This window comes from Nonomuraea antimicrobica (assembly GCF_039536965.1).
In the GTDB taxonomy this organism is placed as follows: domain Bacteria; phylum Actinomycetota; class Actinomycetes; order Streptosporangiales; family Streptosporangiaceae; genus Nonomuraea; species Nonomuraea antimicrobica.
Window position 1 is genome coordinate 1 of record NZ_BAAAZP010000163.1, and the last position, 13,670, is coordinate 13,670.

16 protein-coding genes are annotated in these 13,670 nt (G+C 67.1%); 9 read left to right on the forward strand and 7 right to left on the reverse strand.

The genetic code is table 11. The annotated features are described in order from the left end of the window. Window positions 1–289: hypothetical protein (locus ABD844_RS39475; protein ID WP_344890064.1), on the forward strand; the 289-nt coding region annotated here is incomplete at its 5' end. A 290-nt stretch (window positions 290–579) separates the two neighbouring features. Continuing rightward, entirely contained in the window at window positions 580–987 is a 408-nt protein-coding gene (locus ABD844_RS39480; RefSeq protein ID WP_344890068.1) for a hypothetical protein, read from the forward strand. A 248-nt stretch (window positions 988–1,235) separates the two neighbouring features. On the opposite strand, the gene ABD844_RS53435 is transcribed toward ABD844_RS39480, so the two are convergent. The 4 genes from ABD844_RS53435 to ABD844_RS39495 form a co-directional block, all read right to left on the reverse strand. Further along, window positions 1,236–1,787: a carboxylesterase family protein gene (locus ABD844_RS53435; protein WP_425568732.1), complete on the reverse strand. Its 552-nt coding sequence runs from the start codon at window positions 1,785–1,787 to the stop codon at window positions 1,236–1,238. Between the two features lie 212 nt (window positions 1,788–1,999). After that, window positions 2,000–2,890: an alpha/beta hydrolase gene (locus tag ABD844_RS39485; RefSeq protein ID WP_344890071.1), complete on the reverse strand. Its 891-nt coding sequence runs from the start codon at window positions 2,888–2,890 to the stop codon at window positions 2,000–2,002. A 26-nt stretch (window positions 2,891–2,916) separates the two neighbouring features. After that, entirely contained in the window at window positions 2,917–3,522 is a 606-nt protein-coding gene (locus ABD844_RS39490) for a GNAT family N-acetyltransferase (RefSeq protein WP_344890074.1), read from the reverse strand. A gap of 107 nt (window positions 3,523–3,629) precedes the next feature. Then, the gene (locus ABD844_RS39495; RefSeq protein ID WP_344890077.1) at window positions 3,630–4,601 is read right to left on the reverse strand and encodes a GntR family transcriptional regulator; all 972 of its coding nucleotides are present in this window, start codon (window positions 4,599–4,601) and stop codon (window positions 3,630–3,632) included. Between the two features lie 486 nt (window positions 4,602–5,087). Between ABD844_RS39495 and ABD844_RS39500 the strand changes: the two genes are divergently transcribed. Genes ABD844_RS39500 through ABD844_RS39515 form a run of 5 tightly spaced genes read left to right on the forward strand, consistent with a single transcriptional unit; the run spans window position 5,088 to window position 6,784 of the window. Beyond that, window positions 5,088–5,243, forward strand: coding sequence for a hypothetical protein (locus ABD844_RS39500; protein ID WP_344890080.1), 156 nt, complete (start codon window positions 5,088–5,090; stop codon window positions 5,241–5,243). Beyond that, window positions 5,218–5,595, forward strand: a complete 378-nt coding sequence (locus tag ABD844_RS39505) for an integrase core domain-containing protein (protein ID WP_344890083.1) — start codon at window positions 5,218–5,220, stop codon at window positions 5,593–5,595. The genes ABD844_RS39500 and ABD844_RS39505 overlap by 26 nt, the downstream gene beginning before the upstream one ends. 24 nt (window positions 5,596–5,619) lie before the next feature. After that, complete coding sequence (locus ABD844_RS53440; RefSeq protein ID WP_425568733.1) at window positions 5,620–5,949, forward strand: transposase domain-containing protein; 330 nt, start codon at window positions 5,620–5,622, stop codon at window positions 5,947–5,949. Continuing rightward, window positions 5,946–6,413, forward strand: a complete 468-nt coding sequence (locus tag ABD844_RS39510) for a hypothetical protein (RefSeq protein WP_344890086.1) — start codon at window positions 5,946–5,948, stop codon at window positions 6,411–6,413. The genes ABD844_RS53440 and ABD844_RS39510 overlap by 4 nt, the downstream gene beginning before the upstream one ends. Continuing rightward, window positions 6,410–6,784 (forward strand): hypothetical protein, encoded by a 375-nt coding sequence (locus ABD844_RS39515; RefSeq protein WP_344890088.1) that lies wholly within the window; start codon window positions 6,410–6,412, stop codon window positions 6,782–6,784. Before ABD844_RS39510 ends, ABD844_RS39515 begins: the two co-directional genes overlap by 4 nt. Window positions 6,785–7,503: 719 nt before the next feature. On the opposite strand, the gene ABD844_RS39520 is transcribed toward ABD844_RS39515, so the two are convergent. After that, entirely contained in the window at window positions 7,504–8,130 is a 627-nt protein-coding gene (locus ABD844_RS39520) for a TetR/AcrR family transcriptional regulator (protein ID WP_344890091.1), read from the reverse strand. A gap of 209 nt (window positions 8,131–8,339) precedes the next feature. Between ABD844_RS39520 and ABD844_RS39525 the strand changes: the two genes are divergently transcribed. Together ABD844_RS39525 and ABD844_RS39530 are read left to right on the forward strand one after the other, a co-directional pair. Beyond that, window positions 8,340–9,740: an NAD(P)/FAD-dependent oxidoreductase gene (locus tag ABD844_RS39525; protein WP_344890093.1), complete on the forward strand. Its 1,401-nt coding sequence runs from the start codon at window positions 8,340–8,342 to the stop codon at window positions 9,738–9,740. 341 nt (window positions 9,741–10,081) lie between these two features. Beyond that, window positions 10,082–11,074 (forward strand): integrase core domain-containing protein, encoded by a 993-nt coding sequence (locus ABD844_RS39530; RefSeq protein ID WP_344890096.1) that lies wholly within the window; start codon window positions 10,082–10,084, stop codon window positions 11,072–11,074. A gap of 112 nt (window positions 11,075–11,186) precedes the next feature. Here the strand turns inward: ABD844_RS39530 and hglS are convergent, their stop codons facing one another. Both hglS and ABD844_RS39540 read right to left on the reverse strand, forming a co-directional pair. Further along, window positions 11,187–12,578, reverse strand: a complete 1,392-nt coding sequence (gene hglS / locus ABD844_RS39535; RefSeq protein WP_344890099.1) for a 2-oxoadipate dioxygenase/decarboxylase — start codon at window positions 12,576–12,578, stop codon at window positions 11,187–11,189. A 139-nt stretch (window positions 12,579–12,717) separates the two neighbouring features. Next, window positions 12,718–13,641: a LysR family transcriptional regulator gene (locus tag ABD844_RS39540; RefSeq protein WP_344890102.1), complete on the reverse strand. Its 924-nt coding sequence runs from the start codon at window positions 13,639–13,641 to the stop codon at window positions 12,718–12,720. Between the last annotated feature and the right edge of the window lie 29 nt (window positions 13,642–13,670).

Below are 13,670 nucleotides of genomic sequence, written 5' to 3' on the forward strand. Positions count from 1 at the left end.
CCATCAGATGGCCCGCCGCCTGACGCGCGAACTGGCAGGCCAGCCGCCCAGCAGTCGCTGGGGCAGCCCGCCGCCGCTGCCGGATTTGTTCAGCCCCGACCGGCGCGGCAAGGTCCTGCAACTCCTGACCGCTCAGCCATGGCGAGCTTGGAAAGGAGCCGAACTGGCCGCCATCCTCGGCATCGAGAACGTCAACAGCTTCCGCGTCCAACTGTCGCAATGGTCCCACCAGGGCTACATCAACAAGATCGGGCCCGCCCTCTACGGCCCGATGCCCACCAGCACTTAAGTCTTTGTCAGCAGGCTCTAAGAGAGTTCATAGGAAGATGTGGGCGGAATTGTTTGGAGTGGCAAAGCAGGCTGCCAAACAATGATCGGTGCGTTACATGTGACTGGGCGGGGAGCCGAGTTGGCCCACCTCGCCGGGCCAGCGGAGGCACGCCATCGTCGGACTACTGCGACACCATCCAGCATGCAGGTCGTCGTCTTCACCCGCGTCCTGCAATCGTCAAGGAGCAACCCAACGTGTTCGTCTAGAGATGGGGACTCGACTTCGATCCAGCGGAAGGGAATTCGTCCATGACATTTAGCAGGGAACTAGCAAGGCGAGTTGCAATCGCCGCTTTTGCGGCCACCGCAGCACTCACCGCCGTACCGACCGCCGCACACGCGGTTGCTCAGTCGTCCGGAACCGCTGCTTCGGGCTCATCGGCCTTATCCATTCTGTCCCAACACGGATACGTCCACGACGGGTACAACATCTGGGGAGGGGTTTACCCTGAATTCTCTGGTCACCGGGGCTGGACGGGGGAAAACGGCGGCGTAATTGTGCCGTCAGAAGGGATCCTCGCCACCTGCAAGCGGTGGGGGGCCGATGGTAACTGGTGGTACTGGGTGAAGTTCGACTATGACGGCCTGACGGGCCACGTGCCGGGCTACGCCACCAATATCACACACTCCTTGTTGCCCAAGTGCAGCAGCAGCTGATCCCCCGTATCAGCGACCTGGTCGGTGAGCAGGGCTGAAGCGTTTTCGGCTACCGAGACCCGGGCGGGTATGACAAGACGAGCGGCTGAGAGCGCGGCGGCCGGAGCGTGGACCAGACTGCCTGCGACGTAGGACCCCGGGTACCCGGGGCCCTACGTTTGTTTCCGCCCCCCGCCGCCCAAGGGCCCGCTCGTCGAACACGCGCAGACGGCCAGTCCCGAAAATGGTCAGTATCGGGACGGTGGGCATCAACGACCGACCAGCCGTTTTACCTGGCCAGACTGGCAGGAGGCGGATTGTCCTGCCGGAACCGCTGGAGGCTGATGGCGCGCCAGGCCCGACCCACTGGTCCAGGTCGGCCTCGCAGGCGGCGACGATCGCACGGACGGCGCGCAGGGGCGGCATCCGGGCGGCCGGCGGCGCTGGTCGAAGGAGCGCTTGGCGGCGTTGCTGACGGCGTCCTTGCACCGCCGGGAGCAGTGTGCGCGCGGGCGGCCGGTGGCGGCCTGCTCCAGCGGCCGGGGCCGGCCGTCCGGGGTCTCCCACAGCCAGACCATCACGGGAAGCCGCGTTCCGCCGGCGTCGCGCGGCATGGTGACGTTGAGGAAAAGGCAGTCCTCGCCGGTCGGAGGCACGCCAGGGAGCGCGGCCTGAGGACACGCGGCGCCCGGCTTCGTGGCGTCGGCCACGCCACCCCACGGCCGCGCGGCCACGGTGGGCGCCCAGCGCAGGCGGCCGACCGGGGCTCGGCGTAACGGATCCCGGAGAACGTCCGGACCGCGCCCTTGTCGAGGCCGCAAATCTGCCCGGAGTCCAGGCGCACGACGGGCCGGCCGGTCACCTGCGCCGATGACTACGGGCTGGGTTGCGGCGCGGACGTGGGTGAGCCGGTCGGCTGCGTGGGTGCCGCCGCGCCGAGCGTGAGCAGGACGACGGCGGAGTACACCAGCCGGTGCACGATCTGCATGAGGAATGTCTTTCGTCGATGGTGCGGGGATGCCCGCCCGGCAGGTCAGCGGCCGGCGAGCTCGGCGAAGATGTCCACCAGTTCCGGACGGTCGAACGGGCCGACGTGAGGTGCCGCGACGCTGCGGACATCGGTCGGGTTGCCGGGAGTGAGGCGGTCGGCCTCGGCGATGAACCGGTCCTGCAGCGCCGGCGGAATCAGCCGGTCGAGGGTGAGGCGCACGTACGTTCTGGGGATCCGGCCCCAGGTGTCCGCCTGGCCTCGCGCTTCGGCCAGCGGGATGCTCGCGCTCTCGTCCGGTTCGAGCAGGTTGAGCAGCCGGCTCACCCCTTCGTCGGTGAAGTCGGCGGCGAGGGCCTCCTTGACGCCCTGGAACACGGCGGGGTCGGCCGAGCGCCAGTTGAGCCGGCTCACGCCCAGGACCGCCGGGTCGGCGACCATCGCGGCGGTCACCCTGGGGAGCAGGCTGTCGGCGTTCTCCGGGGTTTGGAGGTAGGCGGTCATGTTCGGCAGGTCCACGCAGCAGTAAGCCGCGACGTAGACGACCCGATCGAGCAGCTCGGGTATGGCGTTGCCGACCCTGCTCAGGGTGACGCCGCCCTGGCTCATGCCGACCAGGATCACGGGGCCGTGGCGGCGGGCGCGGCGTACCACGTCCACGACGCGCTCGACGTAGTCGTCGATGGTGATCTTGGCGAGCGGCGACGGCTCGGTCGCCAGCGACTGGAGGTCCTGAGGTGCCTGGTACGAGCGGGGGTAGAACGCCTCGCGGCCGTGTCCCGGCAGGTCGACCGCCACGCTCCGGTGGCCGCGCAGCGTGAGTTCGGCGAGCAGGCCCGTGATCCAGGTGGAGGAGGAGTTGGTGCCGTGGATGAACACCAGGGTCGGCGGCCGCCTGTCGGTGCCTCGGGCCTCGGATGCGTGGTTCGTCGTCATGGATGTTTCCTTCCTTGGAGAACGGGTCAGCGGTGGGCGGGGCGCCACATCGGCCAGAGCGGCGGGCTGTCCGCCACGCGCACGGGTTCGCCGAGATCTGTGAAGCCGTGCCTCTGGTAGAAGGCGCGGCTGCGGGGCGTGCTCGCCTCCAGGTACGCGGGCAGACCGTCGGCGTCGGCCCGCGCGAGCCGATGCCGCAACATCGCCGAGCCGAGCCCGGTGCCCTGCCGCCCGCCGGCCACTCCCATGCAGGGGAGATAGAGGTGCGATTCGCCGAGGGGGTGCCGCGCGGCCAGTGCCGTCCCGAGAGCCGACAGCCGCGCGGAGCTGCCGCCGAAGACCGACGCCGAACCGTCCGGCGGCTCCTCCTCGTACGGTGTCCGGCCCGAGGGCAGCGCGACCCAGATCGCGGCGCCCTCGTCGCCGCCGGCCAGGTACGCCTCGGCCGCGGGGCGGGTGAGCACGGGGCGGTAGAAGTGCCGCTGGAGCAGCCCTCGTACGCCGGGGTCGGGGAAGAGCCAGCAAACGACCGGGTCGTTCATGAACGCATCGGTCAGGACGTCCAGCACCACCTGGAGGTCCGCTCGCGGGTCCGCCTGCCGCACGGATGCGTGAGGTGTATCAACGGTCATGAGTACACCGTACAGACGGAGGCGGTATATGGCGCTTTACGACGGCATATATCGGTACATACTGTACTAGGACGCTGGATATTGAACTAGTACACTTCGCTGCCGGATCACTGAGGACGGGCCGTCACGACCCTTGTCAGCAGGACCGCGAACCCTTCGAGATGGCGCGCCAGGATGTAGTCGAACATGCCGTCCAGGTCCGACACCGTCTCCTTGGGAACCATGGCCAGGAGCGGAAACCGTCCGCTGTTGAGGAGATTGTCTGCCTGCTTGTGCTGGAGCAGCCACCATCCGTCGAGCGTCACACCGGTCTCCCGCTCGGCCTCGGCCTCCTCCGCCAGCGAGAGCGCCACGGCGTGGACCATCGCGGGCAGTGTGAGAGCCTCGCGGATCCGGATGTCCATGGGGAGGCCGAGCCCGTCGAGCGCGCGTAGGGTCCACTCGGTGTGGGCCATCATGTTGGGCACCATCAGGGGACGGGTGAACGAGATGGCTCTGGGGAGCCAGGGGTGCCGCCGGCACAGCTCCCACTGTCGGCGGGAGATCAGTTCAAGCTTGGCCCGCCACCCCTCCGGCCCCGGGACGGGCAACTCCGTTTCGCCGAAGACCTCGTCGGCCATCTGCGTCACGAGCTCGTCCTTGCCCCTCACGTGCCGGTAGAGCGACATCGGGCCCGAGCCGAGTTCGACCGCGAGCCGCCGCATCGACACGGCGTCGAGCCCTTCGGAATCGGCGATCGCGATGGCGGTGCGCAGGACGTGCTCGCGGTTCAGTGAACCCTTGGGCACGCCGGCCTGGCGCCGTTTCGGCAGCGGGGGCGGATCGGCGGGCCGCTCCGCCCGGCTCGCCCCCGCGCTGACCACCGTGCCGGCGCCGACCCTCGCCTCGACCAGTCCCTCGTCGCGCAGGGCCGCCACCACCTTGGTCGCGGTCGCGACCGCGACGCCCGATCGCTGGGCGATCTGCCGGATGGACGGCACACGATCGCCCGGCCGCAGGTCGCCGGTCAGGATACGGTCGCGGAACTCCGCGAGGATGCGTCGGTAGGGCGGTTCCGGGCGTTGCGGTGCCGAGGTCATGGGTGCCTTCCGATGCTCTTGAGTACCCATCAGTGTGCTAGGACAATACATCGTACGCACCCGCGTGGCGGGCGGAGGCCGTCAGGCCGGGCCGGGCCCGCCGTCGGGGAGCACGGCGAACAGCAGGCGAGCCGGATGCTCGATGACGCGGGTGATATGAGGTCCGCCGCCAGGCCGACGTCTCCGGGCCGCAGCCGGACTGTCTCCCCGGTCGTGGCCTCGGCCTTGATGACTCCGCGCAGGACCATGAGTAACTGGCGGCCGGCACAGCGCCAGGCCGTGGAGATGGTGGCCGCCACGAGAAGGCCGGCCAGCCCAAGACCGGTCAAAAGGATCATCGCGCCTAAGGATGCGAAACCAAGCCAAGTCGGAAGCTGCTGCGAGCCTGGGCGGTCGCTGACCCGGCAGGGCAAACGTCCAGCGGCTCCGGACCTGGTGCGGCGGAAGTTCACCGCGCCCGCTGCGGACGTGCTGCGGTGCGGCGATGTGACGCAGATCGACACCGACGAGGGCAAGCTCTACCTGGCCACGGTCGAGGACCTGTTCTCCCGCCGACTGCTCGGCTACGCCCATGTCCGGACATCACGACGCCGCGCTGACCTGCGCCTCACGGCAGATGGCGGCGGCCACCCGGGGAGGTGACATGGACGGAGTGATCTTCCCCTCGGACCGCGGCTCGGAATACACGGCCGCCCGCTATCAGGAGCTGTGCCGGCGTTTGGGCGTGGTGCAGTCGATGGGCCGGGTCGGCTGCGCGCTCGACAACGCAGCGGCCGAGGCGTTCAACAGCACCCTCAAGGTCGAGTACGTCCACCGTCACCGGTTCCGCACCCGGGCCGAGGCCCGTCTGAAGATCGCGACCTGGATCGCGGACTTCTACAACACCGTCCGGCGTCATAGCGCCAACGACGGGCTGCCGCCCATCACATTCGAGCTTCACATGAACGAGAAGAGGAAAGCCTCATCGGCCCTGCTGAGGACCGCTGTGGCATAGAACCGTCTCCACGCTTCCAGGGGATTGACAATCCCTCGCCAGGCTCTGGACGCGGCCATCGCCACGCGCGGATGCCGGGAGCGTCGCGTACGCAAACTCCCCACGCATGTGGTCATCTACCTACTGATCGCGTTGTGCCTCTGCCCGGACGACGACTACGAGGAGGTCGCCGAGAAACTGACGGGCATGCTGGCCTTGGTGCCAGGGGCGCGCTGGCAGGCGCCGACCCGCGGGGCGATCGCCCAGCCCGCCAGCGCCTGGGAAGTGAGCCGGTCAAGGACGTGTTCCAGCAGGTCGCCCGGCCTGCAGCGACCGAGTCGACGCCAGGCGCGTGGCTGCACTGCCGGCGGATGATGGCGATCGATGGGTTCGTCGTGGACGTGCCCGATACCGAGGCCAACGTCGCCGAGTTCGGCCGCGACAGCGCGGGCGGGTACGAGACCGCGTTCCCGCAGGCCCGGATGGTCGCCATCAGCGAGTGCGCGAGCCACACCATCGTGGCCGCCGATGCGGCGGGCTGCTGGGCCGGCGAGCAGACGCTCGCGTTCTCCCTGTATCGGCGGTTGACCGAGGAGATGCTGCTCACCGCCGACCGCGGCTTTTACAGCTTCCCCGCTTGGAACGAGGCCCGTGACAGTGGCGCGCACCTCTCGTGTGGCGGGTCCAGGCTGGATTGCGCCCGTACTGGCTGCGTGACCTGGAGGACGGGTCCCGGCTCGCCGTCATCACCAAACCCGCTGGTCTGCGGCGGTCGCAGAAGGACCGACTGCGCAAGGCCGCCCGCCAGGGCCGAGACCTCGATCCCGACGATGCGGTGATCGTCCGGGCGGTCGACTACACCGTGCCCGACCGCAAGGGCGAGCACATTCGGCTGATCACCAGCATTCTTGACCCGGCCGACGCCACCGCCGAGGAACTGGCCCGTTGCTACCATGATCGCTGGGAGGCCGAAACCGGCATCGATCAGCTGAAGACGCACCTGCGCGGGCCGGGCCGGATCCTGCGCTCCCCCACCCCCGAACTGGCCTATCAGGAGATCTGGGCCTACCTGCTGACGCACTGGGCCTTATGCACGCTGATTTGCACCGCCGCCACCACGGCCGGGCTCGACCCCGACCGGATCAAGTTCCTGGGCACCGTCCGCATCGTGCGCCGCTCGGTCACCGACCGCGCGGCCCTTTCCCCCTGAGCCACCCCACGCGTCCTGGACGCGCGCTCTCCACCAAGTCGCGCACCGACGGAACGTCAACCCGTGCCGTCGGCACCGCTCCTATCCGCGAGCCGTCAAACGCTCGCGCCGTAGCAGCTACCGTGAACGCCGCCCTTCGGACAAGGGGATCCGGTACGCGGGGCCACCGACCGTCGCACTCTTGCCCACGCCCCTGGCCACCCAAGAACCATGATCACACTTATCTAAACGGCATTGGGCCCGGAACGCCATCAGCGGCGTCCAAGAAGTCCCAATCGTCCGAACTATTTCGCTGAGATCACCTCAGTAGTAATTGATTTTCGGACCGTTAGGTCTGCTTAAAACTAGCTTCAGAAACTGCCGCTCCAACGATACTCGGCAGCTCTCGACCCGCAGCACCGGCAGGCCGAGCTTTTTCTCTTCGTCACCGCCATTACACTCGCCTCCTTCATCAGAGCCACATTGGTCTCACGAACCAGCCTTCGCTCAACAACCGGCCATGCCGCGCCTCAGGCGGCGGAAGCCTTGCTCAACCGCAGGTCCGTCCTCGGCATGGTCGCGGAGCCGAGCTATACGGAACGTCGATAAAAGCGGCGCCGGCCTCCGGAAATGCGAGGCCTACCGTAGGCGCAGGCCCCGCTCCTTGGCTATGCCCGTTCTCCTGGGCCAAGCGCCGTATTCCAGCTCCCGTTGGTCGACGAACCGCCCAGCGGGCGAGGTCATAGGTCGAATCCGGTTTTCAGGTGGGCGACGGTGTCTTCCAATATGGCGGGCAGGTCGAATTCGCCGCCGCTACCGGCAGTGAGCCATGCCACCGTCATGGATCCGCAGAGCATTCTAGTGAGGCAAAGGATTTCCGGGTCGGTCGAGTCGCGTCCTGCCCGTTCGGCGAAAAGTTCGGACATCACCCGCATGATGGTGGTCATACCGCCCATGTTCGCGGCCCACACCTCGGGAATGGACACCACCAGCCGGGCCCTGTTCTGCATGTCCACATGCTCCTGCCGACCGGCACCGGTGTCAGCGAAAGCGGTGCGGACGGCGTTGTGCAGCGCGTCGACGACGCCCAACTCTGCCGGCTGGTCCCGAAACGGCGCAATGAACGGCCTGATCAGCGTGAGGTGATCCTCGATCACCACCAGATCATGCTTGGTGGGGAAATACCGGAAGACCGTGCTCGGCGCGAGATCCGCGGCGGCCGCGACCTGCTCCACCGTGGTCGCGTGATAACCCTGCTCACCGAACAGGCGCAGCGCGTGCTGCTGAATCGCCTGCTTGGTCCTGGCCCGCTTACGTTCCCACGGCCCACTGGACGATCCGTTCTCGGACAGTTCACTTCTCCCCACGTCTCAATCCACTCCTCAGCGGACGGGCCACAACCGCAGCGACATCGTACGTCAGCATCCCTCGACCACCGCTGACCTGGGACGACCTACCTGGGTGTCTCATCTCACCATCGATGCATACTCTCAATATGAGATAGTGCTCCTATATTGCGTCTAGACTCGCACCTCGAACGACGACACGACCAGCGAACAGAGAACAGGAGCACCTGATGGTGACCGAGATCGAAACCGACTACCTCGTCATCGGCGCGGGCGCCACGGCGATGGCCTTCGTGGACACGCTGCTGACCGAATCGGACGCGACCGTGGTGCTGGTCGACCGCTATCACCAGCCAGGCGGACACTGGACGGTCGCCTATCCCTACGTGCGACTACATCAGCCCTCGGCCATGTACGGCGTGAACTCCCGCCCACTCGGCAACGACACGATCGACCAGACCGGCGGGAACGCTGGATTCTACGAACTGGCCAGCGCAAGCGAGATCTGCAGCTATTTCGACCAGGTCATGCGGCAGACGTTCCTGCCGTCCGGGCGGGTGTCGTACTTTCCCATGGCCGAATATGACGGTGGCGGCCGATTCCACCTGACAACCTCTGGTGACGAGTACCAGGTGACCGTGCGACGGAAGATCGTGGACACCACCTATCAAGGCGTGACCGTGCCGGCCATGCAACCACCGGAGTTCCCGATCGCCGCCGGCGTTCGCGTGGTACCCCCTAACGAACTGCCGGCCATTCGCGAACCCTATGGTCAGTACGTCATCATCGGCGCCGGAAAAACCGGGATCGATGCCTGCCTCTGGCTGCTGGAACGGGGTGTCGCCCCCGCAAACCTGACGTGGATCATGCCCCGTGCACCGTGGCTCATCGACCGGGCCACCGTGCAACCACGCCCCCTCTATCGCGTCGAAGACATCGTGAAAGACTACGTCGCCAAACACGAAGCCATCATGCGAGCCGAATCCGTATCCGACCTCCTTGACCGGCTCAACGCCGCCGGTGTCTTGCTGAGAATCTCCACGGACGAGCGACCGACGGCGTTTCGCTGCGCGACCGTCTCACAGGCCGAGCTGGAACAGCTACGCAAGATCGAAAATGTCGTCCGCTTCGGCCGGGTAAAACGAATCACCGAAACAGACATCGAACTCGACGGTGGCACGATACCGGCCAGCCACCGCGCGTTGTATGTGGACTGCACCGCCGACGCCGCCAAACAACTCCCCATCGTCCCGATATTCCAAGACGGACTGATCACCCTGCAATCGGTTCGAGTATGCCAGCCGGTGTTCAGCGCGGCCCTCATCGCGCACGTGGAGGCGACCTATCCGGATGATTTCGTGAAAAACGAGCTCTGCCCCGTCACGCCGAACCCGAAAACCGACGCGGACTGGCTACGGTTCGCCCTGTCCATCAACTCAGAACAGCTGCGCTGGTCGGGCAACGACGATATCGGCACATGGATGCAGACCTCCCGGCTGCAGCCCAACATCGCCCCACCGATGCCGGACGATCCGGCAGAACGAGCCACCCTCGAACAGCAGGCATTGGCCATGGCCAGAGAACAGAACGAAAGACTCGGACAACTCCTGGCCGCGCACGACGCCCTGTAGACCCCACTCCTCGTTGATGCAGGCAGAAGGCCGGCCAACGCCGAGGAATCGTCGCCACGATCGATCTTGGCGAAAGATTGTCCCGGCTCTGTGTACCTCGACAGAACCCGGAGCAACACCCGCCGGTTAACAACCTGCGCAGGTATATATCGCTCTGCCCGGCTCCGGCCGCCGCGCCGGGCAGAGCGCTTGATGAATTCGTGCTTCGGCCATGACTGGCGACCGGAACGGCCTCACCGAACCGCAAGCGGCCTCCCTGTGGGGTGCGGAAACTCAGCCGTTGAGGTCGACCTGGGGGTTCGTGGCTCGAGCATGATGAGGTCTCGGGCGTCCTGCTGACGGTGTTGTGGTCTTCCCTCTACCTCATCCTCGGGCGTGCCTTTCAGCTCCTGGTCCTGCTGGGTCGCAGTGATCGGGCCAAGACGGCGGAGATCGTGGTGCTTCGCCACCAGGTTGCCGCCGTATTGCGCCGTCAGGTGAAGCGGCTTGATCTCCATCCGGGGGATCGGGTTGTGCTCGCGGCCTTGTCGCGGCTGCTTCCTCGCTCGTCGTGGGATGTCTTCTTCGTTACCCCTGCGCGGACATCCGGGAGGCGGTTGCGCCTGGCCCGGGAGAATCCCTCGTGGGGCTGTCAGCGCATCAGCGGTGAACTGGCCGGAGTCGGCCTTCGGATACCGCCCAGCACCGTGCGAGACATCCTCAAAAGAGCCGGGCTCGATTCCGCGCCACGTCGCACTGGACCGAGCTGGAGTCAATTCCTCCAAGCGCAGGCCAAGGGCATCTGGGCATGCGATCTGTTCCATGTCGACACGGTGTCTCTGAACCGGCTCTACGTTTTGTTCTTTATCGAGCACGCCACCCGCGTAGTTCACGTCGCGGGCGTAACGGCGCATCCGACCGGCGCCTGGGTCGCTCAGCAGGCCCGCAACCTGGTCCTGAACCTGAGAGAGCGGGCCGAGGGGATCACATGCCTCATTCGCGACCGAGACGCGAAAATCACCGTGGTCTTTGACGAGGTGTCCACCTCACTCGGCGCCCGCGTCATCATGACGCCCGTTCGTGCGCCGCGGGCCAACGCGATAGCCGAGCGTTGGGTCGGTACCGTTCGAAGGGAATGCACCGATCGGCTGCTGATCTACGGTGAAAACCATCTCCGCCGAGTCCTGCGGACATACGAGCGGCATTACAACCGGTACCGTCCTCATCGCTCACGAGACCGTCGACCGCCACAACCATCACACGCCCCGGCTGCACCCAGCGATCTCGATCAAGTTCGCCGGCAACGTCGACAGACACTCGACGGCCTGATCAACCAGTATCGGCGGGCTGCATAGACGGGGCGGATAACCGCAGGCCAGAGGTCGCATCCGGGTTTCGCACCCCACAGGCAGGGAAGTGACGATTCCTTACTGTTATTTGCCGCTGAAGATCCTTCCCTCATTCTCGTCAACGGTACCGCAAGGCGGTCAGCCCGAGCGCCCGGAGCGTAAGAGCCAGGGACTCGTCCTGTTGTGCCGCGTAGAGCTCGAAGGGATCGTGCACGGGTCGCTCGATGGTCTCGGTGAGCCATCGCGCGTCATAGTGGGCTCCGCTCACGGTGGCGTTCCAGGTGCCTTCGCCTGTGAGGTTGGATTGGAAGATCCCAGCGGCCGAGCGAGGCAAGAAGTCCTCGTAGACGATGGGGTGGGCGGTGATCCAACCGTCTGCGAAGAGTCCGGCGACGTCTGCGGGTGGTTGCCGCCGATCGCCGGGAGGTCGGGCGGCCGGCTGGTAGGTGAAGTACGCCAGGCGCTCGGTGAGCAGCCGGCGCTCGTTCCCGGGGAAGCGGGCCTGCCAGATGCTCCGGGCCAGATCCTGCCTGGTGACATGGGGATGGTCGGCGCTCCGCAGGTCGGTCTCGGTGACGAGTTCGTCGTACAGGGCGCGGCCGGCCGGGGTGAGGGCGATGCCCCGGGCCTCGACCTCACCGAAGCGGACACGCAGCGACCCGGTGGTGACGCTGCCATCGGGTTCGCGGAACTTCCTCGGTTCGGCAAGTGCGCGAAAGGAGGTCTGGCGCAGCAGGACGTCGGGGCCATCCCAGCTCGGTGGGCCCTGGACAGCATCGATCATGGCGATGCCGCGGGCCGCCATGCGCTGGTAGAGCAGGTCGATGTCGAGCACGCGCGGCGTGAGGTGGTTGATGTGCGTGCTGGAGACGCCGCCTATGTCGGCGGCGACGGCGGAGACGCGCTCCAGCTCCGCGTACCACGTACGGTCCACCGGCTCGGCGGACAGCTTGAAGGCGACCACGGCGAGGGCGAGGAAGCGTTCGGCCTGCTCGTGCGGCAGCCCCGCGTCACGTTCGGCGCGGCGGGCCAGGTCGAGGAGTTCCGCCGGGAAGAGTTCGCGGCGGGAGAGGAACCTCTCCAAGCGGTCCTGCAGGTCGGCGTCGAAGAAGCGCCGGTCGGCGGTGGTGAGCAGGGAGGTGAAGACCCGGAACGGGTTGCGGGCCAGTTCGAGGGCGTCGATGGGACGGAAAGCGGTGGAGATCACCGGTACCGCGCTGAAGGTCGCATCGCGCAGGTCGTAGAAGCCCACGGGGTACATGCCGAAGGCGGCGAAGATCTGGGCCGCCTGGCGCATCTCCAGCGGGGTGCCGACACGAATGGCACCGTGGCGTTCTGCCGTGATCCGGTCGATGCCTCCCAGGCGTTCGGCATCGGCGTTGTCACGCATCACCTCGTGGGTGACCTCGCCGGCGACGTCGAGGAGCGTGGTGTATGCGGGCACTTCGGTCCCGTACATGTCCGACAGGCGGCGGGCGAATGCGGCGCGCAGCCGCCAGGTGGGAACCATGCGAGTCTCCTGGGTGTCGTTCCACGGGCGCGGCTCGGTGGGGCCGCAGTTTCCAGCCTGGGAGCGGGGGCGGCGATTAGCCAAGACCCAGCAGGGCGGGAGCTGGTGACCGCCAGACCAAGCTACGCTTGCCCTGCGATCATTCCTCTGATACGGCGAGCCACGGGTCGTCCGTGGCGACAGCCGCTTTGATCGCCTTCAGTGCGGGTTGCAGGAGCGGGTTGACGTTGGCTGCGCGATGGGCCACGAGGACGCGGCGATGAGCCAGATGAGAGGCGATCGGCTCGGCATGGACGCGTTCGTCGGGCACATGTCCCAACGCGGGCACGACAGCCACGCCCAACCCTGCCCCGACGAGTTGGCGCACGACGTCGTAGTTGTCGCTGCGCCGCGTTATGGCGGGCGCGAAGCCGGCGGCCGCGCACAGGCGCTCCAGCGAGATCGCGCCCGCCGTGCCCTCCCGGCTGGTGATCCACTGCGCCGCCCGGAGTGCCGGCAGTCGCGCCGTCGCCTCACCGGTGTTCGCGCGCTGACGCTGCGTCAGGAGCAGCAGCGCCTCGCGCAGCAGTGGCACCGTCACCAGCTCCGTCGGCCACCGCTGAGGCACGTGCCCGTACTCGTACAGCAGGGCAGCGTCCAGCTCGCCGTTGACCAGCATCTGGGCCAGTTCGTCCGGCTCGCCCTCCTCCAGCAGGATCTCCGCCGCGGGATGGCCGGCCACCAGGTCCGTCAGCGCGTCGGGCACCAGGCGCACGCTGGCCGTGGGGAAGCTGCCCAGCCGCAGGCGGCCTACTCGCCCGGCGGCCAGGTCACGTATCTCGTCCTCGAACTCCCCGAGCATCGCCAGCACGCGGCCGGCCCGCTCCACGAGCTGGTCGGCCGCCGCGGTCGGCCGGATGCCATGGGCTTGCCGTTCGAACAGCAGGAGGCCGCATGCCCGCTCCAGGCCCGCCATCTGCTGTGACACGCCCGAGGAGGTGTAGCCGAGCTCGCGCGCCGCGATGGCGAACGAACCGGTGCGGCAGACCACCTCAAGTGTGCGGAGATGAGTCGGATTCATCATGAACCGAGCCTAGGCCAAGGAATGCTTGC